Source organism: Streptomyces sp. NPDC102467 (assembly GCF_044765445.1).
GTDB lineage: Bacteria > Actinomycetota > Actinomycetes > Streptomycetales > Streptomycetaceae > Streptomyces.
In genome coordinates, this window is sequence record NZ_JBIWKA010000004.1 from 133,219 (window position 1) to 159,058 (window position 25,840).

A 25,840-nucleotide genomic window follows, 5' to 3' on the forward strand; every position below is an offset into this window, starting at 1 on the left:
CCGTTTACGTCCCACAGGGACCACCTCACCGTGCAACAACCGGGAGGCAAGGCATGGGCGACAAGGCGAACGGACACCCCGGAGCCGCCGGCAGGGCAGCGACGGCCGACCATCCCGCGTCCGTACGGAATGTGGTGCTGGTCGGCCACAGCGGATCGGGCAAGACGACTCTGGTGGAGGCCCTCGCGCTGACCGCGGGGGCGGTGAACCGGGCGGGCCGGGTCGAGGACGGCACCAGCGTCTCCGACTACGACGAGATCGAGCACCGGCAACAGCGCTCGGTCCAGCTCTCGCTCGTCCCGGTGGAATGGGGCGGCTGCAAGATAAATCTGCTGGACACCCCCGGCTACGCCGATTTCGTCGGGGAGTTGAGGGCCGGTCTGCGAGCGGCGGACGCGGCCCTTTTCGTCGTCTCTGCGGCGGAGGGGCCGGAAACCATGGCGGGCGCGACGCGCATGGTGTGGGAGGAGTGCGCGGCCGTCGGTATGCCGCGGGCGATCGTCATCACGCACCTGGAGGCGGCCCGGTCCGACTTCGCGGAGATGACGCGGACCTGCGCGCGGGTCTTCGGGGGCGACGACCCCGATGCCGTACTCCCCCTGTACCTGCCGCTGCACGGCGCGCAGGCGTCGGACGGGCACGCGCCCGTGACGGGCCTGATCGGGCTGCTCTCGCAGCGTCTGTTCGACTACGCGTCGGGCGAACGCAAGGAGTCCGAGCCCGGCGAGGACCAGCTGCCGACGATCGAGGCGGCCCGCAACCGGCTCATCGAGGGGATCATCGCGGAGAGCGAGGACGAGACCCTCATGGACCGCTATCTGGGCGGCGAGGACCTCGACTCCAAGACGCTCGTCGAGGATCTGGAGCGGGGCGTCGCGCGCGGTGTCTTCCACCCGGTCCTCGCTGCGGCACCGGCCGCCGAGGGCGCCCGGCAGGGCATCGGCACGGTCGAGCTCCTGGAGCTGATCACGGGCGGTTTCCCGACGCCGCTGGAGCGCGAGGCGCCGACGGTGAGCACGCCCGGCGGGCAGGCGCGGGCGGTCAAGGCCTGTGATCCGGACGGCCCGTTGGTGGCGGAGGTCGTGAAGACCGCCTCCGATCCGTATGTGGGCCGCGTCTCCCTCGTACGGGTCTTCTCGGGCACTCTGCGTCCCGAGGAGACGGTGCACGTGTCCGGGCACGGGCTCGGCGACCGCGGGCCCGACGGCCGCGCCCTGCACGAGTCGGACGAGCGGATCGGCGCGCTGTCGGCGCCGTTCGGCAAACAGCAGCGCACGCTCACGCACTGCATCGCCGGCGATCTGGCGTGTGTGGCGAAGCTGAACCGGGCGGAGACGGGCGACACCCTCTCCGCGAAGGACGATCCGCTCCTGATGGCGCCCTGGGAGATGCCCGACCCGCTCCTGCCGCTCGCCATCCAGGCGCACAGCAAGGCCGACGAGGACAAGTTGTCGCAGGGGCTTGCGCGGCTCGTCGCGGAGGACCCGACGATGCGGCTGGAACAGAACCAGGACACGCATCAAGTGGTGTTGTGGTGTCTGGGCGAGGCGCACGCGGACGTGGCCCTCGACCGGCTGCGCAGCCGCTACGGGGTGCAGGTCGATGTGATCGACCACAAGGTGTCCCTGCGCGAGACGTTCGCGGGGAAGTCCGGCGGGCGCGGACGGCATGTGAAACAGTCCGGCGGCCACGGGCAGTTCGCGATCTGCGAGATCGAGGTGGAGCCGCTGCCCGGCGGGTCCGGCATCGAGTTCGTGGACAAGGTCGTCGGCGGCGCGGTGCCGCGCCAGTTCATCCCGTCCGTGGAGAAGGGCGTACGGACGCAGGCGGCGCGGGGGGTCGCGGCCGGGTATCCGCTGATCGACGTGCGGGTGACGCTGCTCGACGGCAAGGCGCACTCGGTGGACAGCTCCGACGCGGCGTTCCAGACGGCCGGCGCGCTCGCGCTGCGCGAGGCGGCGGCCGGCGCCACGATCCATCTCCTCGAACCGGTGGCCGAAGTGCAGGTGCTGGTCGGGGACGACTATGTGGGCGCCGTGATGAGCGATCTGTCCGGGCGCCGCGGGCGCGTCGTCGGCACCGAACAGGCGCCGGGCGGCCGCACCCTCGTACGGGCCGAGGTGCCGGAGATCGAGATCGGACGGTACGCGGTCGATCTTCGGTCGCTGTCGCACGGCACGGCGCGCTTCGACCGCGGCTACGCGCGGCACGAGCCGATGCCGCCGCAACTGAGCGAGAGGATTCGTGAACAGGCGCAGAACACGCCGTAGTTGCCCACCGTCGTCTCCCCGGGCCGTCTCCCGGGGAGACGACATCCGCCTTGTCAGGGCGGATGTCGGTGGCGGCCGTTACGCTGGACCACGATCGGGTGGAACAGGACGATCAACTGATCAACAGGTGTGCGGGGCGCGGAAGTCGGGAAAAGCCGCAGCAGCGATTAGGTGCGGTGATGGGGGCGGCAGTGGCGGACGATGTATTCGATTTCAGGCCCGGGGCGCAGGTCCCGCTGCATGGATCGGCGGGGCAGACCGCCGCGACCTTCGCCATCGCGTCTGCCGCGTACCGCGACGACAGGGCCTCGAAGATCGAGGACGCCAACAACGAGTGGCACAAGACCGAGGCGAAGGCAGGCAGGTGGTCCCTGTTCGCACCCAATCTCGGTGAGGCCTTCTCCCGCGCGGTACAGGTGCGGATGCTGGGCGGCGGGCGCAAGCCGCTCATCCAGTCGTTCGGCACCGAGCCGCAGGTCGTCGTCGAGCACTGTCTGGCCGCCAACCGGATCCGGCGGGAGCGCGACCGACTGCTGACCATCGTGACGGTGGTGTTCGGCTTTCTCTTCCTGCCCGGGTTCCTCGTGTGGCTGGCCGCGTTCCAGGTCCGCCGTTCGAACAACGCGCGGGTCGACACGGCGGAGAAGATCGTCAAGGAGGCCGAGGGCAAGTCCACCGCGGTGAAGAACGAGGCGAGGAAGAAGGAGCGGGCGGCGCGTGGCCGGGCCGCCGTGGCGACGACGATCATGGCTGTCATAGGAATCGGCATCGTGATCCTGCTCATCAAGCTCCCGTTCCACGGATTCTGGGCCTGGTACCTACGGGCCTCGTTCGTAGCTCCGGTCATCGGTGCCTTCTGGGCCCGGCGGATCTGCGAGCGCACCGCGAAGGAGCTGCGCGACCAGTGGGACGCGCTGCTGTCCGGCGGCGGCGTCGGCCCGAAGATCCCGGAGGCGGTGCCCGGCAGCCCGGGCGAGACGGCGGCCGAGCAGCTGCGCCAGAGCCTGGCCAAGCTCACCGCGGAGCAGCAGTCGAACTCGGTCTTCTACGCGGGTCCCAAGGGCATCCTGGGCATGGGCACCCGCTGGGGCAGCTGGCAGCTCGCCGAGGACCTGGTGTCGGAGGAACCGGGCAAGGAGATCCATCCGTTCCGCAGCTGGGACGTCATCCGCGCGATCCGGGACCAGCTTCAGCTTCTGCAGCGCGGCCCGCTGCACACGGGCGGGTTCCCGACCCCGTCGGTGAAGGACTGGATCGTCACGCCGGTCGGGGAGAACGCGAAGGCGGTGGCCCGCCCTTCGGGCGAGGACGTCGACGCGTTCCAGATCAAGCAGCACGAGATACAGCGGATCTGCAACGAGCAGCAGTTCGGCAGCGGCGACCGCCACTACCTGGGCGTGCAGTTCACGCTCTGGGACGGCCAGTTGGTGATCACCATGCTGATCACCGTGACCGTGCTGCACGAGACGCTGCGCATCGAGGTGACGGGCCACGCCCTCGGCCCGGTCAACTCCCTGTTCACGACGAAACCCGAGCCGAAGACCATGGAAGTCGCCAAGTCGGTCCGGTTCTGGGAGACCACGGAGAAGACGCTCCCGCTCATCGACGCGGACGAAGCCGTCCGGGTCGCGGTCCGCGCCCCCTTCACCTGGTATCCGCCGCTCCTCGACCACCTGGGCGGCAAGCTCGTCCTGCCCGAGCCGTTCGGGCTGCGTCATGCCTGGGCGGACCAGCCCTGGCGGCACCGGTTCATGGCCGACGACGCGCTGCGCACGGCGACACCGGTGCTGCGCGTGGTGCATGCCGCGGCGATCAAGGTCCTGGAGGACCACGGCGTGAACACCGAGAAGTTCGGCAACCGGTCGGGCGTGCTCAGCGGCCTGGTCCAGGATCCGGCGCCGCGGAAGGCCGACGTGTACGACGCGTAGACGTGGTTGCCAGGTCCCGGACAGCGGGGTCCCGGTCCGCCCGGTAGGCGCACCGCGGGAGGCAGTACTGCGTGACGGAGCCGACCGTCACGGCGTACAGCACCGTGCCGGGGCCCACGGCTCCGCCCAGAAGCCAGCCCGCCGCCAGGACGACGACCTCGATGGCGGTGCGCACGAGGCGCAGGGAGCGGCCCGTGGCGGCGGCGAGTCCGGTCATCAGGCCGTCGCGGGGCCCGGGGCCGCAGCGGGCGCCCACATAGACGGCGATCGAGAGGCCGTTGAGGAGGATGCCGGTGGCGAGCAGGGCGCCGCGGGCCGGGAGCGCGGGGTGGCCGGGGAGCAGCCACAGGCCGAGGTCCGAGGAACAGCCGACCGTGAGGATGTTGGCGAACGTGCCCAGGGTCGGCCGCTGGCGCAGCGGGATCCACAGCAGCAGGACGGCCGCGCCGACCAGTGTGGTGAGGGTGCCGAAGCTGAGTGAAGTGTGCCGGGCCAGGCCTGCGTTGAGGACGTTCCACGGGCTGAGCCCGAGGTCCGAGCGGACCATCAGGGCGAGGCTGAATCCGTACAGGGTCAGACCGGTGAAGAGCTGCGGGAGGCGGCGCGCGGGGCGTTCGCGCAGAGGGACGTACGTGAGCGGCATAAGGGATGGCTCCGGGGGATTCGGGGGGGAAAGCACCCCGCGTCGGAGGCACCTTCAAGGCCAATCCCGTCACTCTGTAGAGTGATCGGCCCGAGTTGCACAGCCAATTACCGGAGAATGGTTCTGTTCGCCGGGGAGCCGTTCTGCTCGGCGGGATTCGCGGGGAGAGTGGTTCTGTGAAGGTGAAGGCCGCCGCCGGTCACCCCGACCGGACGCCTCGCACCGTGGGCGGCCGACAGCTCGCCGCGCTGCTCCCCGATCCCGCGCAGGCGCGTCCCGCCTACCGTCATCTGGCCCACGCCGTCGGCGAGTTGATCCTGGACGGGCGCCTCGCCCTGCACGTCCGGCTGCCCGCCGAGCGGGAGCTGGCCGCCGCGCTCGGCACCAGCCGGACGACGGTCACCGCGCTGTACGACCTGCTGCGGGAGAACGGGTTCGCGCACAGCCGCCAGGGCTCCGGAACCTGGACGTCGCTGCCGCCGGGCCGCGCCGCCAAGGGCGTCAGCCGACTGCTCGCCGCCGGGGACGCCGCGATCGATCTGGCCCGCGCCGCGCCCGCGCCGCCCGCGGAGACCCTCACGGACGCCCTCGCCGAGGTCGCGCCACGGCTGGCCGAACACGCGGGCGCTCCGGGCTATTACCCGTACGGGCTACCGGAGTTGAGGTCGGTGCTCGCCGCCCGCTGCACGGCCCGCGGCCTCGCCACGACGCCCGAGCAGATCCTGGTGACCGCCGGTGCGCAACACGCGCTCAGCCTCGTTCTCGGCCTGCTCTCCCGGCCGGGCGACCGGATCATGGTCGAGAATCCGTCGTATCCGAACGCCCTGGAGGCGATGCGCCGCGCCCGGCTGCGCCCGGTGTCCGTGCCGGTGACGGACGACACCGGCTGGGATCTCGGGATCATGGAGTCCACGCTGCGCCACTCGGTGCCCCGGCTCGCTTACCTGATCCCGGACTTCCACAATCCGACAGGGTGCGTGATGTCGGCGGACGAGCGGGCCGGGGTGCTGCGCGCGGCGCGCCGCTCCGGCACCTGGCTGGTCGTCGACGAGACCCTCACCGATCTCGCCCTGGACACCGCTCCCCCGCGCCCCTTCGCCACGCACGGCCCGTCCGATCAGGTCATCACGGTCGGCTCGATGAGCAAGACGCACTGGGCGGGCCTGCGCATCGGCTGGCTGCGCGCCCCGGCGAGACTCGTCACGGAGCTCGCGGCGCAGCGGGTGGCGAACGACATGGGCGGTTCGGTGGTGGACCAGCTCCTCGCGCTCACGCTGCTGGCCGGGGCGGACGATCACCTGGCCGACCGCCTCACCCTGCTGCGGGCCCAACGCGCCGCGCTCACCGAGGCGTTGAGCCAGTACGTCCCGCACTGGACGTGGCGGGTCCCGCCCGGCGGCCTGTCCCTCTGGGTCGATCTGGGGGCGCCCGTCGCCTCGGACCTCGCCGAGCGCGCGCTCGCCCACCGCGTACGCATCGAGAGCGGCGCCTGCTTCGCGACGGACCCCGGCCTGTTCGAGCACCGCCTGCGCATTCCGTTCACGCTGCCCGAGGAGACGCTGGGCGAGGCGGTGCAGCGGATGGCGCGCGCAGAGGCCGAGGAGCTCCGGCCCGCCGCCTCAGGGGCGCGGCCGCGCTGGATCGCCTGACCCGGCCCGGTGCACCGAGGAGCTCGTCAGGCGCTCGGCCACACCTTGGCCAGGGCCGTGCGCGTGTCACCGAGCAGCTGCGGCAGCACCTTCGTGTGGCCGACGACCGGCATGAAGTTCGTGTCGCCGCCCCACCTCGGGACGATGTGCTGGTGCAGATGGGCGGCGATGCCGGCGCCGGCGACGGCGCCCTGGTTCATGCCGATGTTGAAGCCGTGCGCGCCGGACGCGGAGCGCAGCGCGGTCATGGCGCGCTTGGTGAAGACGGCCAACTCGGCGGTCTCCGCCTCGTCGAGGTCCGTGTAGTCGGCGACGTGCCGGTAGGGCATCACCATCATGTGCCCGCCGTTGTACGGGTACAGGTTGAGGATCGCGAAGACGTGCTCGCCGCGCGCCACGATCAGGGCGTCCTCGTCGGACTTGCCGGGAGCCGCGCAGAAGGGACAGCCGTCGTCGGCGCCGGGGCCCGTCGGCTTGCCCTCGCCCTGGATGTACGCGATCCGGTGCGGGGTCCACAGACGCCCGAACCCGTCCGGTTCACCCACAGGACCCATCTGCTGCTCCGGCTCACTCGTCATGAAGTTCAGCATATGGCGTCACCTCGGCAGGGCGTGTCGGCGGGTGCCGCGCCCGCCCGGCAGGGGCGATGCTGTCCGGATGACCGACAGCCCCCTCGCCCGCTGGGAGCGGCGCAACGGCGCCGTCCTCGCGGTGGCTTCCCTGCTCTACCTCGCCTCGTACGCGGTCAGGGTCCTGGGCCACGACCTGCCCGCCGCGGTACGGAATCTGTGCCTGACGGTGACGCTCGCGGCCTGGGCCGTGTTCCTCGTGGACTACGTGGTGCGGCTGCGGCTGAGCGGGCTGCGTCTGCCGCGCTTCCTGCGCACCCACTGGCTGGACACCGTGGTCCTGCTGCTGCCACTGCTGCGCCCGGTCCGGATCGTGCAGGCCTACCAGACGGTGCAGAGCCATCAGGACCGGCCGCGGCTCGCGCTGCACGCCCGGGTGATCACCTACGCGGGTATCTCGGTGACGCTGCTCGGCTTCGCCGGCTCGCTCGCCCTGTATCAGCAGGAGCACGCGGCGCCGGGCGCGGACATCGTCACGTACGGCGACTCGGTGTGGTTCACCTGCACGACCCTGTCCACCGTGGGCTACGGCGATCTGGCGCCGGTGACCCCGCTGGGCCGGCTCGTGGCGGTGGGTGTGATGGCCTGCGGCCTGGCCCTGCTCGGCGCGGTCACGGGCACGTTCTCGTCGTGGCTGCTGCAGGTCTTCTCGCGGGAAGGGGAGAGGCCCCCGGAGAAATCTCCGGGGGCCTCTCGCAAGGACGACTGACGACGTCAGACCTGCGCCCGCTCCTCGACGACCTTGGCGATCTTCGCGATGGCCTCGTCGACGGGGATGCCGTTCTCCTGCGAGCCGTCGCGGTAGCGGAAGGACACCGAACCGGCGTTCATGTCCTCGTCGCCCGCGATGACCATGAAGGGCACCTTGGCCTTCTGCTGGTTGCGGATCTTCTTCTGCATGCGGTCCGAGGACGAGTCGACCTCGACGCGCAGGCCCTGGGCGCGCGCCTTCTCGGCGAACTCCTCCAGGTACGTCACGTGCCCGTCGCCGATCGGGATGCCTACGGCCTGCACCGGCGCGAGCCATGCCGGGAAGGCACCCGCGTAGTGCTCGAGCAGCACACCGAAGAACCGCTCGATGGAGCCGAACAGGGCACGGTGCAGCATGACGGGCTGCTGGCGCGAGCCGTCCGCCGCCGTGTACTCCAGGCCGAAGCGCTTGGGCTGGTTGAAGTCGACCTGGAGGGTCGACATCTGCCAGGACCGGCCGATGGCGTCCTTGGCCTGGACGGAGATCTTCGGGCCGTAGTAGGCGGCGCCGCCCGGGTCGGGCACGAGCGGCAGGCCCTGCTTCTCGGCGGCCAGACGGAGCGCCTCGGTCGCCTCCGCCCAGTCCTCGTCCGTGCCGATGAACTTGTCGGAGTCGTCGCGGGTGGACAGCTCCAGTTCGAACTCGCTCAGGCCGTAGTCGCGCAGCAGGTCGAGCACGAAGGTCAGGAGCGTGTCGAGCTCCTGCGGCATCTGCTCCTTGGTGCAGTAGATGTGCGAGTCGTCCTGGGTGAAGCCGCGCGAGCGGGTCAGCCCATGGACCACACCCGACTTCTCGTACCGGTAGACCGTGCCGAACTCGAAGAGCCGCAGCGGCAGTTCACGGTAGGAACGCCCGCGGGACTTGAAGATCAGGTTGTGCATCGGGCAGTTCATCGCCTTGAGGCGGTAGTTCTGCTCGTCGAACTGGATGGGCGGGAACATGCCCTCCGCGTAGTGCGGCAGGTGGCCCGACGTCTCGAAGAGGTGCTCCTTCGAGATGTGCGGGGTGTTCACGAATTCGTAGCCGGAGACCTCGTGGCGGCGCCGCGAGTAGTCCTCCATGACCTTGCGGACCACGCCGCCCTTGGGGTGGAACACCGCGAGGCCCGGGCCCAGCTCCTCCGGAAAGGAGAACAGGTCGAGCTCGGCGCCCAGCTTGCGGTGGTCGCGCTTCTCGGCCTCGGCGAGGAAGTCGAGGTACGCCTTGAGCTCGTCCTTCGACGGCCACGCGGTGCCGTAGATCCGCTGGAGCTGCGGGTTCTTCTCGCTGCCCCGCCAGTACGCGGCGGCCGAGCGCATCAGCTTGAACGCCGGGATGTTCCGGGTGGTGGGCAGGTGGGGGCCGCGGCAGAGGTCCTTCCAGCACAGCTCGCCGGTCTTGGCGTCGAGGTTGTCGTAGATGGTCAGCTCGCCGCCGCCCACCTCGGCGTCGGCGCCGTCGGCGGCCTGTGCCGCGTTGCCCTTGAGGCCGATGAGCTCCAGCTTGTAGGGCTCGTCGGCGAGCTCGACGCGGGCGTCGTCGTCGGTGGTCAGGCGGCGCGAGAAGCGCTGCCCCCGCTTCTGGATCTCCTGCATCTTCTTCTCGATGCGCTTGACGTCCTCGGGGGTGAACGGCTCCTTGACGTCGAAGTCGTAGTAGAAGCCGTCCTTGATGGGCGGGCCGATACCGAGCTTCGCGTCGGGGAACAGCTCCTGGACGGCCTGCGCCATCACGTGCGCGGTCGAGTGCCGCAGGATGCTGAGACCGTCCTCGGAGGAGATCTCGACGGGTTCGACGGTCTCGCCGTCGGCCACCGCATACGCGAGGTCCTTCAGCTCACCGCCCACACGGGCCGCGACGATGCTGCGCTCTCCGGCGAAGAGCTCGGCGGCCGTAGTGCCCGTCGTCACCACGCGCTCGTCCCGCTCGGAATCGCGTTGGATGACTACACGGACGTCTGACACCGGTCTCTCCTGCCTGAAGGTGGAACGCCACGCCATTACCTGTGACGCGCGCCTTGGCGATCGTACCGAGTCGTAGGGGTCGCTCGCGAAGCGGTTCTCCGGAGCCCGGCCGCGGCCGGCTACTCCTCCCCCGCGCACGCCTCCTCGAAGAAGTCCAGATTCTCCTGCAGCGACTTCATCAGACGGTCCCGCTCGGCCTCCTCCACCTGTACGGGTACGACGTCGGACGCGCCGGTGAGACGCCGGAAACCGCCTCGGCTCTCCAGCCGCCCGTGCACCCGGATCGGCAAGCCGACGAGGTGGGCGTGGCCCGCCGTCCGGTACGCGTCCTCATCGAGCGTCATCCGGACGTACGGGACCTCGGCGCCCGCGATGACATGCAGCCGCACCGTCCCCGCGCCGCCCGGTCCTGTCCTGCGCATCCGCACGACCGTGCCGGTGACGCGGACGGAGACGGCGGGCTCGGTGTGCTGGTAGCGGGCGCCGGCCGCGCGCAGCACGTCCAGGTCGCCGGGTGAGAACTCGACGGGCGCGTCCCCGTCCGTGCACTCCTCGGGCACCCCGGCGGCGGGCGCCCAGGCGACGCCGACCCGCGCGCCCTCGGTGCCGCGCACCAGCGCGACGAGCGCTTCGGTCAGCTCGTGGCTGACGCCCGCCTCGATCGCGCCGTCGAAGGCGTCCATGCCGCCGGTGGCCCGCCGGTAGTCGATGGCTTCGCGCACCGCGTAGAGCGCCTGGTGCAGCCGGACGGCGAGCGAGCGGCCCGCGCCGACCGGGACGAAGGCGGTGAGCCGGTGGCCGCCGGGTGCCGTCTGGACCAGCACGTTCTCCAGGGCCGCGGCGGCGGGCCGCCGGTGCCGGGCCCCGTAGTACCCGGCGCGTCCGCGCGCGGCGAGGGCCCCGGCGAGCAGCATCCGCCGCGCCGCGGAGCGGAGCTGCTCCTCCGCGGTCCAGGTGGCGGCGCCGGACGGTCCTTCGGGGACATCCCGCCACCAGCGGATCTCGTCGCTCGGCACGGCGAGCGCGACGAGCACTTCGCGGGCGGACGGTGTGCCGCTGCGCTCCAGCGCGATCAGTGCCTCGCCGAGCAGTTCCGCACTGTCCGGGAAGGACCGGCTCTCCGGCACGAGCAGGCTGGTCCCGGTGCCCGGGCCGGGCGGTGTCCAGCGCGCGTACTGTCCCGCGGCGCCGCCGCGCCGCCGCCAGCCGTGCCGGGCGAGCAGGGCGCCGAGGACGGCCGGGTCGATCTGCCCCGGCTCGGGTCCCGGGAGGTCGACGGGGTGGGCGCGGGCCGCGCCGAGGGACCGTACGGGCTCGTCGGTCGAGCGGTGCTGCATCTCGTAACTCCCTTCCGGGCCCGCCGAGTCGACCGGGTGCCTGCGACCGGTCAGGGCCGCCCGCCCGTCCCGACGCGGGTCATGATCTCGCACAGCGCGCGGTCGTCGAAGATCCGCGAGGTCGGGACGCGCACGGTGGTCCTGCGCCGGCCGGTGACCGGCTGGCCGGCGAGGTTGGTCCAGTAGCAGCAGTGCCGCAGGTCGAGCCGGTCGTGGCCGGCGCGCAGCCAGTCGTCCTGGGAGCGCGGCACGAGCATCACGACGAGGATCTTGTGCACCGACACCGGGGTCCGGGCGAGCTTCTCCAGGTGGGGGTTGTCGAGCGTGAAGGAGAAGGACGGTCCTGGCGGGTTCGGCGCGATCTGGTAGGTCGCTTTCAGCTGCACCTTGATGGTGACCTCGTCGTCGACCGTGTGCCCGGGGGCGCTGTGGCTGACGTGCCAGTCGATGCCGTTGTCGGGAAAGGGCTGCGAGAGCGAGCATCCGGCGGCCGCGGCCACTGCGTGCAGATAGCCCACCTGGAGCGTTTCCATGCAGGCGGTGGTGGCGAGTGTGCCGCGCGACGGTGCGGTCCGCTCGGGCAGCAGCCCGCCCTGTTCGGGCTGCGCGAGCGCCATGGTCCAACTGGCCTTTCGGAGTGGTGAATCCCCGCGGAGATCAAGCGTTTGATCAAAGCCGGGTCAATGGCACCCCGCTGAACTGCCATGACTCGTATCTGTGTTGTCACCGCTCCGCGTACGACGCAAACGGCCCGGGTATCACCGAATCGGGCAGGGCACGCGAAACCGACGGGATGTCATCTGCCTCTCATGAACAGGGAGTTGCATTGCCATGACGTGCTGGTACGAAGGCCCCCTTGCCGCCTTCGACACGGAGACGACCGGGGTGGACGTGGAGACCGACCGCATCGTGTCGGCGGCGATCGTGGTGCAGGACGCACCGGGAACGCGGCCGCGGGTGCGGCGCTGGCTGGTCAATCCGGGTGTGCCGGTGCCGGCCGGAGCGACGGAGATACACGGTCTGACCGACGTGCATCTGCAGCGCAACGGCCGCTGGCCGGCGCCCGCAATGGAGGAGATAGGCCGCGAGCTGGCCGAGCAGGCGGCGGCCGGACGGCCGCTGGTGATCATGAACGCCCCCTTCGATCTGACCATGCTGGACCGGGAGTTGAAGCGGCACCGCGCTTCGTCGCTGGGCCGTTATCTGGAGAGCTACCCGCTCTGCGTGCTGGATCCGCGGGTCCTCGACAAGCACCTGGACCGCTACCGCAAGGGCCGCCGCACGCTGACGGACCTGTGCGCGCACTACGAGGTGGAGCTGGCGGAGGCGCACGACGCGGCCGCGGACGCGCAGGCGGCACTCGACGTGGTCCGCGCGGTGGGCCGCCGCTTCGCGAGTCGCCTGGAACGCCTCTCCGCCGCCGAGCTCCACACCCTCCAGGCGGTCTGGCACGCGGCACAGGCCCGCGGCCTGCAGGCGTGGTTCGCGCGCAGCGGTACCCCTGAGGTGGTCGATCCGGCGTGGCCGCTGCGGCCGGAACTTCCGGCGGCGGCTTGACCGTTCCCCTGCTGGGGGCCCGACAAGCAGAAACGAAAAACCGGCCCGTCTCTCGACGGACCGGCCATTTCCGGGTGGGCGATACTGGGTTCGAACCAGTGACCTCTTCGGTGTGAACGAAGCGCTCTCCCACTGAGCTAATCGCCCGGGAACGGGTTGAACAATACAGGGCGCGGCGGCCTGTGTTCAAACCGGTCGCAGATGGGCGAGGAGACCCCGCCGCCCGCCGCGCATCATCCACGCGTGGTTGGCGAGGAACGCGGGCCTGCCCAGGAGGGCGAAGCGGCGCATCAGGGCGTTGCGTACCTCGACCTCCTGGTCGTAGACCGCGCGGGTGCCGCCGCCGCGTGCGGTCAGTGTCCATCGCGCCCACCCGTCGAGGTCCCCGCTCATGGCGATCTCCAGGACCCCGGCGGCCGGGTCGCGGCGTCGCTCCCGGGCCGTGACCGTGAGCTCGTAGGGCAGGAAGGACCGGAAGACGGCGACGCCGCTGATCTCGTCCAGCGACGTCACCGAGCGCACCTGCGGCCACCACCGCGGGTACTCGTCGGCCCGGTCCAGGACCGCGTACACGGCGGCCGGTGGCGCGGGCAGCTCCCATACGCTGCGGAAGCGGTAGCGGCTCAGGGCGTTGCGGTCCATGGCACGAGTCTGCCGCGGAACATCCCCTTCCCGGGTACGGCAGAGCGACTCCTTCGGGGCATCTTGCCGAGGTCGGGACAGTGGGTCACGGCATCTTGTCCCCCACCAGCGCCAGATTCTCGATGGCGGCGAGGCCGTACAGGGCGGTGTCGTTGGTGTAGACCCAGTTCGCCTCGGTGCCCGCGACGAGCGTGACCGGGCCGTCGACCTTCTCGGTCTTCCACGGCGAGGACTCGGTGTAGCCGTCGCTCTTGTAGAACTTCTCCCAGGCGCGCGCCGCGAGCTTGGCGTCGCCGGTGCGGACGGCTGCGTACGCGTCGAGCCGGGAGTGCCCCTGGAAGAGCAGCAGGGACCCGAAGTCGCTTCCGTACCGCGCTTTCTGCTCGGCCTTGGTGGCGTTGAAGTAGCGGCAGTAGTCGTAGTACGCCTTCTCGAACTCCGGCATGTCGACGAGGTCGATCAGCTCGGCGCAGAGTTCGTTGAGACCGAAGACGGCCGACAGGTGGGAGACACCGACCACCGCCTTGTCGTCGATGGCGAACCTGCCGGTGTCGAGGTCGTAGAGCCCGCTGCCCTGGACGAAACCGTTGGGCTGCGCGGCGATGGTCTCCATCGTCGACAGGACCCGGTCCCTGGCCTTCTCCCACGTGGGCCCGCGCCGCTCCCATTCGGTGAGCCAGGCGGAGACGAGGCCGCTCCAGTCGGTGCCGAAGCCGATGGACAGGGCGTTGCGGTCGGGCTTGTAGTCGGGGTCGGGGCGGACCTTGCGCTGCGGGTCGAGGACGAGGAACGTCTCGTCGGAGTCGACGTTGGCGTGCATGAGGTCGCCGACGCGTTCGTCGCCGGTGAGGAAGTAGTAGTAGCGGCGGTACGTGGTGTTGGCGATGCGCTGCTGCTTCGCGGAGTCGGCGTAGTGCTGGACGCCGTGGCGGGTGCCGAGCCCGGCCCATTTTCCGAGGTGGTAGACGTCGACCTCGCCGGTGTGCCGGGTCATGGCCTCGGCGAAGCGGAAGATGTCGGCGCGGCCGCTGCGCAGATACGCGAACCAGAGCCAGAGGTCGGGCGAGAGCTCGGAGTTGTCCCAGGCATAGCCGCCGATGTCGTAGCGCCACTGGTGGCGCACGGGGTCGTAGGAGTGCATCACGTCCCCGTAGTCCCAGAAGCCGTACCAGCGCCGCATCTCCACCTGGTCCTTGTAGTAGGTGAAGAGGAAGTCGAGGTGGTCCTCGATCTTGGCCTTGGCGGGGGTGGAGCGGTCCGGCTCGGAGTAGAGGCCGGGTCCGAAGACCTGCGCCTTGATGAGCTGCCTGGGCGGTGCGGTGAGCTGCGGCAGCACGCGTACGGCCTCGACCTGCTGGGCGAGGACCTCGGGTTTCGGAGTGGCGTCGTTGGCCCAGAACAGCAGCTCGCTGGTGCGCGCGATCCCGTACGGCGTGCCGAACTCGGGCTCGTAGTCCTCGTAGGTGATGTTGAGGCCTTCGAGCTGTTCCGCGTACGTGTCCTGGCCCATGCCGTCGTGGTAGAAGCGCAGGTCCATCGGCTGCGCTTCCGGCGACCAGAGCCAGAGCGTGACCTCGGCCTCGTCGGTCCCCGCGTGACGGATGTCGAGGCCGGCCGGGTGCTTCTCCCAGAAGTCGCGGATGCCGAAGGAGAAGCCGCCGCTCGGGCCGCCGAGGTAGCCGAAGCCGCTCGCCCGGCGGCCGCCGCCCGCGCCGATCCAGCCGTGCCCCTTCTTCGTGCGCTTGCGCAGGGTGAAGCCGTCGGCCGACAGCTGGGACAGGGTGTAGTCGCCCCACTCGGGGATGTACTGCAGCCGCGTCGTGACGCGCTGGTCCCAGGTCGCGGGGTCGGGCAGCTTCTCGCCCGCGAACTGCGCCGCCTGCACGGCCGCGCCGGGATCGCGGCGCAGCCCGGTGATGCCCTGGACGGCCTCCCGGATCATGCCGGTGGACTCGCCGCCGATGCGGATGTGCCGGTCGTACGCGGCGTCGCGCATCGGGACGGTGAAGCGGACGCCGAGCCCGCGGATGAAGTCACCGGAAGCCTTGCCGGGTTCCTGCGTCCCGTCGAAGGTGATCGTGTGCACCATGCGGAACGAGTCGGCGCCCGCGTAGAAGTAGAACCGGATCGAGAAGGGCAGCCAACTGCGCTTCCCCTTACGGTGTTTGCCGTCGATGCGGACGACGGCGCGGACGGGCCCGTCCTGTTCGACCTTGGTCTCCTCGATGACGCTCTCGAACCGCTCGTACTCCGCCGTGCCCTGGTCGCCGTCCTCGATCTCGCCCTGGCGCAGCAGCACGAGCCGGCCGTCCTTGGCGATCTCGGTGGAGCCGCGGGTGACGGTCTTGACGAGGGCCGATCCGCTCTTGCCCAGCTTGGCGACGATGACGCCGGTGTCGACGGTGACGGTGCCGCCGTTCGTGGCGACGGTGACCTTCTTCGCGGGCGCGGCGGCGTTCCCGGCCGTCAGCGTGAGCTTCCCGTCACCGGCGCCGGGGCCGACGGCGTGCGCGGTCCACTTCAGCGATCCGTCCGGCCACTGCGCCAACGGCCAGCTCTGTACGGGTACTTGGGCACCGTCCGCGGTGGTGAGCGCGAACTCCTGACTCTTCTCGTACGCGCCCTTCGGCCAGGGCACGCCGACGGTGGAGCCGGGGGCGGCGCCGAGTCCGCCGCCCTCCAGCCAGCCGAGCGTGACGGGCTCGGCCTCAGCGGTTTCGGCGCTCGGCGCGGCCTGCGCGGCCTTGCTGCCGAGGGCCCAGCTGAACTGGGCGGCGGCACCAGCGACCGCGGCGGCCTTGAGGAGGGACCTGCGGGGCAGACCGGGAGATACAGCGGACATCGTCGTTCCTTTCCGTGCATGCCAAAGGTGCTGTACGAGAAGGGGGTTGGAGTGAGGGGTGGTTTCAGCGGGTCCGGCCGCGCTCCTCCACGGCGACGGCCGCCGCGGCGAGGACGCCGAGCACGGGCACGGCGAGCGGTGCGAGGAATTCGGCGCACAGGATCACGACGGCGATTCCGCACACGAGCAGCAGCGATCCGGCGGGGGCGCGGACGGTGCGCCGGGCAGCGGCGCCGAGCAGCGGCCGCCAGCGCGCTCCGGGTTCCCAGACGGCGGCGGCCCGCAGCACGGTGACGGCGGCGCCGAGCAGCGCGAAGATGCCGACGGCTGCGGCGAGTCGGCCGCCGGGGAGTCCGGAGCGCGCGACGCGCAGATCGATCCAGACGGCCGCGCAGGCCCCGGTCCCGGCGAGTCCGACGAGCCAGCCGCGCCGGACCGCGAGCCGGAAGTCGGCGATGAACTCCCGTCGGCCGCCGATGCGTTGGCCCAGATGCCGGCGCAGATGCCGGGCTCCTGCCGCGAAGGCGGCCGGGGCGGTGACGACGGGCAGGGACGCGAGCGCGATCCACACGCCGGTCAGCAGGCACTCGGCGAAGATGCCGAACCCGACGCGGCGCCGGGACTCGACCATGGCCGATCCTGGGCGGCTCGTCACTTGAGCCCCGAAGTCGCCATGCCGTCGATCAGGTAGCGCTGGAACGCGGCGAAGAACGCGATGACGGGGATCAGCGCCACCAGTGACATGGCGATCTGACCGCCGTAGTTGGAGATGCCTTCCTGGTCCCGGAACATCATCAGGCCGAGTGAGACGGTGTACTTGTCGGGGCTGTTGAGGTAGATCAGCGGCCCCATGAAGTCGTTCCACGCATTGATGAAGGTGAAGATGGCGCTGGTGATGATCGCGGGCCGGCTCAGCGGCAGCACGATGGACCAGTAGGTCCGCAGGTGCCCGCAGCCGTCGAGCCTGGCGGCCTCGTCGAGCTCCTTGGGCAGACCGCGCATGAACTGCACCATCAGGAAGACGAAGAACGCCTCAGTGGCCAGGAACTTGCCGGCGACGAGCGGCACGAAGGTGTCGATGTAGCCGAGCTTGCGGAACAGCACGTACTGCGGGATGAGCAGCACGTGGTAGGGCAGCAGCAGTGTGCCGATCATCAGCGTGAACAGCAGGTTCCGTCCGGCGAAGCGGATCTTGGCGAAGGCGTAGGCGGTCAGCGAACTGGAGAGGACGACGCCGATCACGGCGAGGCCCGCATAGGTCAGCGAGTTGACGAAGAAGCTGCTGATGGAGATGCCGGAGATGCCGTCGGCGAGCCCGGAGAAGTTCGCGAGGACCGGGCTGCCGGGGAACAGGTCGAGGCTGCCGACGATGTCCTTGCTCGGCTTGAAGGACGCGCCGAGCACCCAGATCACGGGGTAGAGGATGACCCCGAGGACGACGAGCGCGCCCACGTGCCAGACGAGGGATCCGGTACGCCGCCGCTCGCTCGCGGGGGCCACAACGGGGCTGGTGGCGCTGGTCACTTGGCGGCCTCCGTGCTGTCAGCGCTGTTGGCGTAGTACACCCACTTCTTCTGCGACCAGAACAGGACGGCCGTGACGAGTGCCACCGCGATCACGAGCGTCCAGGCCATCGCGGAGGCGAAGCCCATCTGGGACTCCTTGAAACCCTTTTGGTAGAGGTAACAGGTGTAGACGAGGGTGGCGTCGGCCGGCCCGCACTGCGTGTTGGAGACCACGTAGGCCGACCCGAACACCTGGAACGCGTGGATCGACTCCAGCAGCACGTTGAAGAACAGCACCGGGGAAATCATCGGGAGGGTGATGTTCCAGAACCGGCGCAGTGGCCCCGCCCCGTCCATCTCTGCGGCCTCGTACAGCTCCTGCGGCACCTGCTTGAGCCCGGCAAGGAAAATGACCATGGGCGCGCCGAACTGCCAGATGCTCAGGGCGACCAGGGCGTAGATGACGTAGTCGGGATTGCCGATCCAGCCACCCACATCGAGCCCGAAGATCCGCTGCGTACGGTCCACGACGGCGTTGTCGGAGAAGAGCGCCCGCCACACGAAGCCGACGGAGACGCTGGCGCCGATGAGTGACGGGAGGTAGAACGCGGCCCGGTACAGGCCCTGTCCGCGCCGCTTCTGCGCGAGCAGCATCGCCACGCCGAGTGCGAGCAGCAGTTTCAGGGGCGTGGCCACCACGACGTACTTCAGGGTGACCTGCACGGACTTCTGCCAGCGTGGGTCCTGGAACATCGTCGTGAAGTTGTCCAGGCCGACCCACTGGGGCGGGGTGAACAGGTTGTAGCTGGTGAACGCGTAGTACAGCGAGGCGATCATCGGCCCCGCGGTGAGCAGGACGAACCCCGCGATCCACGGCGACATGAAGAGATAGCCGGCGAGGTTCTCGCGGCGCCGCCCGCGCCGCCCGGCGAGGGGCACGGCGGACCGCGTCCCTGCCGGGTGCGCGGGCGCTTCCTTGAGTAGCGTCATGGCCGTATGTCCCCTCAGCCCGCGAACGCGGCCTTCGCCTCGCCGAAGAACTGCTTGGCGGCAGCGGCCGGCTTGGTCTTGCCGTGGGCGACCTCGCCACCGATGCGCAGGAACGCCGCCTCGACGACATCGGTGCCGGACGGCTGAGGGGTCATCTTGCCGAGTACTCCGGCCTTGGAGACCTCGGCCTCGTAGGCGGCGACGGCCTTGTTGGTCTTGTCCGTCGGCTGGTACGCGTCGTACTGCTCGGTGGTCGCGAGGATGCCGCGGTCGTAGCCCATGATCTTGCCGACCTCCGGGTCGTGGACCATGAAGTCGATGAACTGGGCCACTTCCTTGGGGTGTTTGGTCCCGGTGAAAGCGCTGAGCATCAGGGAGGACAGGTACTGCCCTGTCTGCTTGCCGTCCGTGGTGGGGATCGACACGAGCCCGTAATCGGAGTCGCCCTCGCCCTCGTACCGGACGGAGAAGTTGTCCCAGGTGAACTCGGCCGCGGCGAGTCCCTTGGAGAGCCCGGACGCGGGCTTCGCCTGATCGATCTTGTTCGGGTCGGCGACGAGTCCGGCCTTGACCCGCGTATAGCCGTCCTTCCACCACTGCGTCAGATCCGCCTCGGTGAAGCCGAGTCCGGTCTCGGTGAAGAAGGCCTTGCCGTGCTGACGGAGGAACAGGTCGTACATGTACATCACGCCGAAGTAGCCGGTGTCACCCGCGACCTTCTGGGTGTCCTGAATCTTCTGCAGCGCTTTCCAGTACTCGTCCCAGGTCCACCCGAACTTCGGTTCTATGCCCGCCTTTTTGAAGACGTTGAGGTCGATGACGAGTGCCATGGTGTTGGCACCGACGGGTATTCCGACCTGCTTGCCGCCATCCACCTGACCGGACGTCAACACTCCGTTCCGGAAGTTCTCCAGACTCAGATTTCCCGCATCCGACTGGGACTTGAGATCCATCAGAACACCGCGCTTGTCGTACTTGCGCAGAAAGGCGACCGAATTCTGGAAAACGTCCGGCGGATTGCCGCCGGAGGCCTGCGTCTGGAACTTCTCCCAGAACGCCTCGTAGTCGGTGAATTCGGGCTTGATCTTGATCTTCGGATACTTCTTCTCGAAGAGCGCGATCGTCTTCTTGATCGCGACGGCCCGCGGCTCCCCGCCCCACCACGCGTACCGAAGGGTCACCGGACCGTCGCCCGAGCCGCTCCCGCCGCCACAGCCGGCCGCCGTCAGACCGAGCGCCGCGATCGACCCTCCCGTGACCTTCAGCAGGCCACGCCGGTCGAGATCCCAGTTCGTAGGCACAGTTCGCCCCTCCACCCTGCGCATTGAATCGTTTTAGGAAAGCGCTTGCCGGGCAAAGGTAGGGATGTGTCGGGAGCGCGTCAACGGTTCAGGCAAGAATTGCGTCGAAGCGCTTCGAATACGCAGCTCACAGCGCCGGCTGAACCGCTGCACGGATACGCGGGAACGACGAAGGCCCCGGAGACGTGATGTCTCCGGGGCCTTCGGTCCGGGTGGGCGATACTGGGTTCGAACCAGTGACCTCTTCGGTGTGAACGAAGCGCTCTCCCACTGAGCTAATCGCCCGGGCGCAGGAAGAACATTACCCCATGTCAGGGGGTTCCTGAGACCACCCCGCGCCCCTCGCTCACTGCTTGATCTTCCATGGCATCTCGAGCCCGAACTTCCATACGTAGACCGCGACCAGCACCGCGATGATCACCAGCCCGACCGTGGTCAGGATGATGTTCCGCCGTCGCACCCTGGGGTCGAGAGCCCGCTGCGTGGCCTCCGTGACCTTGCGCTTCGTCCAGCGCAGCACCAGCTGGGCCCAGACGAACTCGGTCGCCCAGATCGCCATACCGCCGAAGATCACCAGCCAGCCGGGGCCCGGCAGCGGCAGCATGACGATGCCCGCGCCCACGACCGCGAGCCCGACGACGAAGACGCCGACCTGCCAGCTCAGATGGAGCGCCCTGCGCTCCTGGATGAAACCCGGCGCCCGCGAGCCCAGCGGCTTCGCTCCGGACGCGTCCTCCTCGACACCGGCGGCCGGGTCGGCCGCCTCGTCACTCCCCGTATTCATGGCACCAAACCTACCGGACACATTCGCGTCACCGGAATGGCCGTTCCCGACCGGATAAGACTCGGCCGTACGAGCTACGTAAAGGCGCCCAAAACACTCAGAGGGGTTTACAACGGCACCGTAGGTGGCATGTCGATTTCGCCGACGTGCGAATCCCCGAGCGCACACTGAGCGAAAGGCCCTGGCGCTTATGAACACCACGGTCAGCTGCGAGCTGCACCTGCGCCTCGTTGTGTCGAGCGAGTCCTCACTGCCTGTACCCGCAGGACTGCGGTATGACACGGCCGATCCGTATGCCGTGCACGCCACCTTCCACACCGGAGCCGAGGAGACGGTCGAGTGGGTTTTCGCCCGCGATCTCCTCGCCGAAGGCCTTCACCGGCCGACCGGCACCGGAGACGTCCGAGTCTGGCCGTCCCGCAGCCATGGTCAGGGCGTCGTCTGCATCGCCCTGAGCTCCCCAGAGGGCGAGGCTCTGCTCGAGGCCCCGGCGCGGGCCCTCGAGTCCTTCCTGAAGCGGACCGATGCCGCCGTGCCACCCGGCACGGAGCATCGCCACTTCGATCTCGATCAGGAGCTCTCGCACATCCTCGCGGAAAGCTAGCCGCGTGGGCGGCCCGCGCCGGCAGCCAGCCGGCGTGAGCGGAGCGAGAGCGCCTTCGCGCCGTCGACTCGGGGAGACGGCGCGATCCAGCAAGTGCAGGACAACCGCATAGGGCAGACACACCGGCGCCGCCGCCGTGGGAGCTTCCACGGGGGTGGCGCCGTTGCGTGCGCGCGACTCCCCCCGCTGCGGAAGGGCGCTAGGGTCCTGCTGACGAATCTCCGTGGGACAAGGAGCGGCGAGGGTGTGTGCCGAGCGTCGCGACGCCGCGGAGATCCGTCAGCAGGGGCCCGGGCTCGGCCGACATCGGCGGGCATGGGCCCGACCCCCCAGGCCAGGGAGCGAATCGTGCTGATCACCCACGACACCCGGTGCTCGCTCGACGCCGTGGTCGATCTGGTGAACACCGCACCGGACGGCGATACCGGCTCCGTGGACTCCGACGGTCTCGCGACGCTGTCGGATCTCGCAGATTTCGTAGGAAAGCACGAGATCAGCGATGTCGGCCTGCTCGCGGAGCGTGACCTCGCCACGGTCCGTGCGATCCGGACCAAATTCGCACAAGTGTTCGCCGCATCGGATCCGCACAGCGCGGCGACGGTGATCAACGATCTGGTCGCGGCGGCCGGCACCACACCCCGGCTGACCGACCACGACGGCTACGACTGGCACGTGCACTACTTCGCGCCCGGCGCGTCCGTCGCGGACCACCTGGCCGCCGACTGCGGGATGGCCCTGGCGTTCTTCGTCGTCGCCGGGGAGCAGGAGCGGCTGCGGCGCTGCGAGGCGCCGGACTGCCGGTTCGCGTTCGTGGACCTGTCCCGCAACCGCTCCCGCCGCTACTGCGACAGCCGCACCTGCGGGAACCGGCTGCATGTGGCCGCCTATCGGGCGCGCCGCAAAGAGGCCGCGGGCTGAGGGCCCTCACAGCAGCAGCAGGTCGTGCAGTGCGGCCGTCAGGAGCAGACAGCCGATCACCCCGAGGAAGATCATCAGTGGTGGCTGGGAGAGCGCGAAGAGGCAGCCTCGCCGGGTGTCGGGGGGTGCGGGTGTGGGCGGCGGCGCGGGCTCTTCGTGCGGCGCCTGCCCCTGGTCGGCGTCCAGCTGGTCGGCCAGCTGCGGTGTGTCCAGCATCTCTTCGTGATGATGTCGCAGCTCGAGGGCGCCGGTTGCCAACACGCCCGATCGGGGCGGGAGTTAGCCGGATTCCGTGACCCTGCACCCGGGCACTTGCGCGATAAATCCGGTACTTGTCGTACGTGCGTCCAGTCCTACGAGCCCATCGCCGCAGGCGAGTTGGCTTTCGGGTGCCCGGAGGCCGTTCGAAGCGCGGCCCACCCAGGCGGGTCAACCCGGTTGACCTGAACGGCCCTTGCTCAGATGCCGTGCTTCTTCAGGATCGCCTCGATGTCGCTGAAATCCTCGCCCGCTCCGGACTTCGGCTCGGCCTTGGCGGCGGATGCGGGGCGCGTGCTCTGGCCGAGCGAGGGCGCCGACGCCGCAGGGGCCACCGCCTCGCGGCGCGCGGCCTTCGCCGCCGCCTTGCGTTCCTTGCGGGTGCCGCCGCCGCGCCGCTCGACCGCGCGGGTCCCCATGAACGTCAGCCAGGCCACCCCCAGCACCCCGAACCCGGCCCACGCGGTCGGGCTGAACGCGGTGTCGGCGATCCAGCCGACCGCGCCGGTCATCACCAGGCCCAACGGGACCAGGGAGTACGCGGCGGTACGGGCGGCCGCGAGGAACCGCTTGCGGTAGGCGGTGACCGCGGCGATGCCCAGGCCCGCCACTGACACGGCGGAGCAGACGGTCTCGGCAATCATCCGGTCCTCCAGGGCTCGGTCGCTTCGGTCACGGGCGGGGCGTTCCGTCCCCTTCCATCCTGCACCGTCGGGATGGCCCCGGGCCACGGCGGCGACGGACCTCAGGGACATCTCGGGGTCGCCTCTCCTCCGCAGGTCCAGGTTGGGGGGCGGCGACCTGGCCTGGGAGACTGACGCCATGAACGCCCCGAACCCGATTCTTGACGTGTGGTGCGAGCTGCAGTGCCCCGACTGCCGCTCGGCCCTGGATGACGTCCGCGCGCTGCGCGAGCGCTACGGCGACCGGCTGGAGCTGCGGCTGCGGCACTTCCCGCTGGAGAAGCACAAGCACTCCTTCGCCGGTGCGCAGGCCGCCGAGGAGGCGTTCGAGCAGGGCAAGGGATGGGCCTACGTGGAGGAGGTGCTGGGCCGCGTCGAGGAGTTCGACCGCGCGGGCGAGCCGTTCCTCGTCGAGGTCGCGGGTGAACTCGGCCTGGACGCCGATGAGGTCGACACCGCGCTGATCGACGGGCGGCACATCCTGATCGTCGACGCCGACCAGGCCGAGGGCAAGGCGATCGGTGTGACCGGCACGCCCACGTACGTCATCGGGGGCGAGCGCCTCGACGGCGGCAAGAGCCAGCAAGGGCTGCGCGAGCGCATCGAGGAGATCGCCGACCGGCTCCTCGCCGAGCAGCCGTAGCGGCGCCGGTCAGAGCAGTTGCTTGTACAGGTGGTGCTGGGTCGGCACGTAGTCGAGCGATGCGTACAGGCGCAGCGCGGGGGTGTTGCCCGCGAACACGTTGAGGCCGATGCGGGTGGCGCCCGCCGCGATCGAGTCGGCCTCGGCCAGCAGCATCAGGGAGCGACCGTGGCCCCGGCCCCGCTGGTCGGGCACGACCTCCACGTCGTACACGTACGCTCCGTCGGCGCGCTGGGCCAGCCATAGGGTGCCGACCGTCGCACCGCCGTGCTCCAGCACGCTGATCAGGACGTCCGGGGTCGCGACGCCCTCGGGCAGCAGGGCCGCGTGATCGCGTTCGGCCTTCTCCCTGGCCTCTTCCTCCGTGGCCCCGCGCTCGACCACGGTGCGCGCGTACCGCTCCTTGGCCGGCGCCAGCCACCGCCCGAACTCGGCTTCCGCCATGCGGCGCCCGGTGCTGCCCGCGGGAAGGGCCGGCGGCCGCTCGGGCAGCGTCTTCGACATGTTCCGATTGCGCTCCACATAGCCGAGCGCGCCCGCGAGCCGCAGCAACCCGCCCTGGTCCGCGGGCACCGACGCCTCGAGCCGACGGCAGTTCCAGGAGCGGGCCACCTCCTCGGCGGCGAGCGCGGCGACCGTGGCGCGGCCGCGCCCCCGGTCAGGCTCGTCGATCCGCAGATCGAGGACCCGGGCGACCCGCGGGCCGAACACGGGGTGCGTGGCGAGGTGGAGCGTGCCGACGGGGCGACTGTTCACGCACACCGCGTAGCGGCGCGAACTCGACCCGTCGGCCGTGCGCTGGAGCGGCTCGGTCGGCCGCAGAGTCGTGGTCATCACGGGAGTTCTACCCGCCCGTACGCCGCGGACGACAGCGGATTTACGGGTTCGGGCGGTCTGCTGCCCGCGCGTCCGCGGATCAAGGTGACCGACGGTCTGTGGGCTCGCGGTCCAGGTGGTCCACTGTCTGCGGAGGTTCGCGGGTCCAGGTGGTCCACCGTCTGCGGAGGTTCGCGGGTCCAGGTGGTCCACTGTCTGCGGAGGTTTGCGGGTCCAGGTGGTCCACCGTCTGCGGAGGTTTACGGGTCCAGGTGGTCCACCGTCTGTGGAGGTTTACGGGTCCAGGTGGTCCGCTGCCCGCTCGTCCCAGACGCGCATCGCCTTCGCCGTGACCGGTCCTGGCGCGCCCGGCAGGTCACGGTCGTCGACGCGGTGCACGGCCTGGATGTCGCGCAGCGTCGAGGTCAGGAACACCTCGTCGGCCTGGGCGAGCACCGACAGCGGCAGGTCCGTCTCCTTGGCGCCGGTCCATTCGACGGCGAGGGCGCGGGTGATGCCCGCCAGGCAGCCGGAGGCGACCGGCGGGGTGTGGATCTCCCCGTCCAGGACGACGAAGACATTCGAGCCGGTGCCCTCGCAGAGGCGGCCCAGCGTGTTCGCGAACAGGGCCTCGGACGCGCCGAGTTCACGGGCGCGGGCCAGCGCGACGACGTTCTCCGCGTACGACGTGGTCTTCAGGCCGGCGAGGGCGCCGCGCTCGTTCCTGGTCCACGGCACGGTGATCGCCGCGGTGGTGTCGGGGCGCCGGGTGACCTCGCCGAGGGCGACGACGAGCGTGGTGCCCGCGTCGCCGCGGTCGGAGCCGAGCGGGGAGACGCCGCCGGTGTACGTGATGCGCAGGCGGCCGAGCGTCATCGGATTGGCCTCGACGACGGCGGCGCAGGCGCGGCGCACCTCGTCCAGGTCCGGCTCGGGCAGGCCGAGGCCGCGCGCCGAGCGGGTCAGCCGGTCGAGGTGCCGGGTGAGCGCGAACGGCTTGCCGCCGACCGCCTTCACGGTCTCGAAGATGCCGTCGCCCACGGTGAGCCCGTGGTCGAAGACGGAGACGCGCGCCTCCTCCGTGTCCTGCAGCCGGCCGTCGAGCCAGATCTTCACGTCAGGTCCCTCTGCCTTCCCCGGGCCTTGC

Annotated in this window: 24 protein-coding genes and 2 tRNA genes; 8 read left to right on the forward strand and 18 right to left on the reverse strand. The window is 70.2% G+C overall.

From position 1 onward, the window contains the following. Positions 1-53 precede the first annotated feature (53 nt). Positions 54-2,270, forward strand: a complete 2,217-nt coding sequence (locus tag ACIREE_RS09175; RefSeq protein ID WP_404148528.1) for an elongation factor G-like protein EF-G2 — start codon at positions 54-56, stop codon at positions 2,268-2,270. Positions 2,271-2,449: 179 nt separating this feature from the next. Continuing rightward, the gene (locus tag ACIREE_RS09180) at positions 2,450-4,198 is read left to right on the forward strand and encodes a hypothetical protein (RefSeq protein ID WP_404148531.1); all 1,749 of its coding nucleotides are present in this window, start codon (positions 2,450-2,452) and stop codon (positions 4,196-4,198) included. Here ACIREE_RS09180 and ACIREE_RS09185 read toward each other — a convergent pair. Next, complete coding sequence (locus ACIREE_RS09185; protein ID WP_404148533.1) at positions 4,143-4,841, reverse strand: YitT family protein; 699 nt, start codon at positions 4,839-4,841, stop codon at positions 4,143-4,145. The two genes, ACIREE_RS09180 and ACIREE_RS09185, sit on opposite strands and share 56 nt — an antisense overlap. Positions 4,842-5,017: 176 nt before the next feature. Between ACIREE_RS09185 and ACIREE_RS09190 the strand changes: the two genes are divergently transcribed. Next, entirely contained in the window at positions 5,018-6,490 is a 1,473-nt protein-coding gene (locus ACIREE_RS09190; protein ID WP_404148536.1) for a PLP-dependent aminotransferase family protein, read from the forward strand. A 26-nt stretch (positions 6,491-6,516) separates the two neighbouring features. On the opposite strand, the gene ACIREE_RS09195 is transcribed toward ACIREE_RS09190, so the two are convergent. Further along, a complete protein-coding gene (locus ACIREE_RS09195) occupies positions 6,517-7,080 on the reverse strand; it encodes an HIT family protein (protein WP_404148539.1) in 564 nt (187 codons plus the stop codon). Between the two features lie 67 nt (positions 7,081-7,147). On the opposite strand from ACIREE_RS09195, the gene ACIREE_RS09200 reads away from it, so the two are divergent. Continuing rightward, on the forward strand, positions 7,148-7,828 hold the full coding sequence (locus ACIREE_RS09200) for a potassium channel family protein (protein ID WP_404148542.1): 681 nt from the start codon (positions 7,148-7,150) through the stop codon (positions 7,826-7,828). A gap of 5 nt (positions 7,829-7,833) precedes the next feature. On the opposite strand, the gene thrS is transcribed toward ACIREE_RS09200, so the two are convergent. From thrS to ACIREE_RS09215, 3 genes are all read right to left on the reverse strand, one after another. Further along, complete coding sequence (thrS, locus tag ACIREE_RS09205) at positions 7,834-9,813, reverse strand: threonine--tRNA ligase (protein ID WP_404148545.1); 1,980 nt, start codon at positions 9,811-9,813, stop codon at positions 7,834-7,836. Between the two features lie 119 nt (positions 9,814-9,932). Further along, entirely contained in the window at positions 9,933-11,150 is a 1,218-nt protein-coding gene (locus tag ACIREE_RS09210; RefSeq protein WP_404148547.1) for a hypothetical protein, read from the reverse strand. Between the two features lie 50 nt (positions 11,151-11,200). Continuing rightward, on the reverse strand, positions 11,201-11,767 hold the full coding sequence (locus tag ACIREE_RS09215) for a DUF4365 domain-containing protein (RefSeq protein WP_404148549.1): 567 nt from the start codon (positions 11,765-11,767) through the stop codon (positions 11,201-11,203). Positions 11,768-11,981: 214 nt separating this feature from the next. Between ACIREE_RS09215 and ACIREE_RS09220 the strand changes: the two genes are divergently transcribed. Continuing rightward, a complete protein-coding gene (locus ACIREE_RS09220) occupies positions 11,982-12,707 on the forward strand; it encodes a 3'-5' exonuclease (protein ID WP_404148552.1) in 726 nt (241 codons plus the stop codon). Between the two features lie 75 nt (positions 12,708-12,782). Here ACIREE_RS09220 and ACIREE_RS09225 read toward each other — a convergent pair. The 9 genes from ACIREE_RS09225 to ACIREE_RS09265 all read right to left on the reverse strand — a co-directional run bounded on the left by ACIREE_RS09225 (position 12,783) and on the right by ACIREE_RS09265 (position 20,771). Beyond that, a tRNA-Val gene (locus ACIREE_RS09225) sits at positions 12,783-12,854 on the reverse strand. A 39-nt stretch (positions 12,855-12,893) separates the two neighbouring features. Beyond that, on the reverse strand, positions 12,894-13,349 hold the full coding sequence (locus ACIREE_RS09230) for an SRPBCC family protein (RefSeq protein WP_404148555.1): 456 nt from the start codon (positions 13,347-13,349) through the stop codon (positions 12,894-12,896). Between the two features lie 85 nt (positions 13,350-13,434). Next, entirely contained in the window at positions 13,435-16,191 is a 2,757-nt protein-coding gene (locus ACIREE_RS09235; RefSeq protein ID WP_404148558.1) for a Tat pathway signal sequence domain protein, read from the reverse strand. Between the two features lie 64 nt (positions 16,192-16,255). After that, positions 16,256-16,822 (reverse strand): hypothetical protein, encoded by a 567-nt coding sequence (locus ACIREE_RS09240; RefSeq protein WP_404148561.1) that lies wholly within the window; start codon positions 16,820-16,822, stop codon positions 16,256-16,258. Positions 16,823-16,842: 20 nt separating this feature from the next. After that, positions 16,843-17,715, reverse strand: a complete 873-nt coding sequence (locus tag ACIREE_RS09245) for a carbohydrate ABC transporter permease (RefSeq protein ID WP_404148564.1) — start codon at positions 17,713-17,715, stop codon at positions 16,843-16,845. Beyond that, a complete protein-coding gene (locus tag ACIREE_RS09250; RefSeq protein WP_404148567.1) occupies positions 17,712-18,686 on the reverse strand; it encodes a carbohydrate ABC transporter permease in 975 nt (324 codons plus the stop codon). Before ACIREE_RS09250 ends, ACIREE_RS09245 begins: the two co-directional genes overlap by 4 nt. 14 nt (positions 18,687-18,700) lie before the next feature. After that, the gene (locus ACIREE_RS09255) at positions 18,701-19,987 is read right to left on the reverse strand and encodes an ABC transporter substrate-binding protein (protein ID WP_404148570.1); all 1,287 of its coding nucleotides are present in this window, start codon (positions 19,985-19,987) and stop codon (positions 18,701-18,703) included. A gap of 213 nt (positions 19,988-20,200) precedes the next feature. Beyond that, positions 20,201-20,272: transfer RNA gene (locus tag ACIREE_RS09260), tRNA-Val, on the reverse strand. 61 nt (positions 20,273-20,333) lie between these two features. Next, positions 20,334-20,771: a TIGR02611 family protein gene (locus tag ACIREE_RS09265; RefSeq protein WP_404148573.1), complete on the reverse strand. Its 438-nt coding sequence runs from the start codon at positions 20,769-20,771 to the stop codon at positions 20,334-20,336. Between the two features lie 190 nt (positions 20,772-20,961). Between ACIREE_RS09265 and ACIREE_RS09270 the strand changes: the two genes are divergently transcribed. Both ACIREE_RS09270 and ACIREE_RS09275 read left to right on the forward strand, forming a co-directional pair. Then, entirely contained in the window at positions 20,962-21,375 is a 414-nt protein-coding gene (locus ACIREE_RS09270; protein WP_004002642.1) for an SsgA family sporulation/cell division regulator, read from the forward strand. Between the two features lie 348 nt (positions 21,376-21,723). Then, positions 21,724-22,293: a CGNR zinc finger domain-containing protein gene (locus ACIREE_RS09275; protein ID WP_404148576.1), complete on the forward strand. Its 570-nt coding sequence runs from the start codon at positions 21,724-21,726 to the stop codon at positions 22,291-22,293. 6 nt (positions 22,294-22,299) lie between these two features. On the opposite strand, the gene ACIREE_RS09280 is transcribed toward ACIREE_RS09275, so the two are convergent. Together ACIREE_RS09280 and ACIREE_RS09285 are read right to left on the reverse strand one after the other, a co-directional pair. Further along, positions 22,300-22,509 carry a hypothetical protein gene (locus tag ACIREE_RS09280; protein ID WP_404148579.1) on the reverse strand — a complete coding sequence of 70 codons (210 nt, stop codon included), beginning with the start codon at positions 22,507-22,509 and terminating at the stop codon, positions 22,300-22,302. Between the two features lie 242 nt (positions 22,510-22,751). Then, positions 22,752-23,195, reverse strand: coding sequence for a hypothetical protein (locus ACIREE_RS09285; protein WP_404148581.1), 444 nt, complete (start codon positions 23,193-23,195; stop codon positions 22,752-22,754). 178 nt (positions 23,196-23,373) lie between these two features. Here ACIREE_RS09285 and ACIREE_RS09290 point away from each other — a divergent pair, with 178 nt between their 5' ends. Then, positions 23,374-23,877, forward strand: a complete 504-nt coding sequence (locus ACIREE_RS09290; protein WP_404148584.1) for a DsbA family protein — start codon at positions 23,374-23,376, stop codon at positions 23,875-23,877. 9 nt (positions 23,878-23,886) lie between these two features. On the opposite strand, the gene ACIREE_RS09295 is transcribed toward ACIREE_RS09290, so the two are convergent. Together ACIREE_RS09295 and ACIREE_RS09300 are read right to left on the reverse strand one after the other, a co-directional pair. Beyond that, positions 23,887-24,711, reverse strand: coding sequence for a GNAT family N-acetyltransferase (locus tag ACIREE_RS09295; RefSeq protein WP_404148587.1), 825 nt, complete (start codon positions 24,709-24,711; stop codon positions 23,887-23,889). Between the two features lie 276 nt (positions 24,712-24,987). Further along, positions 24,988-25,809, reverse strand: a complete 822-nt coding sequence (locus ACIREE_RS09300; RefSeq protein ID WP_404148590.1) for an aminotransferase class IV — start codon at positions 25,807-25,809, stop codon at positions 24,988-24,990. Positions 25,810-25,840 lie beyond the last annotated feature (31 nt).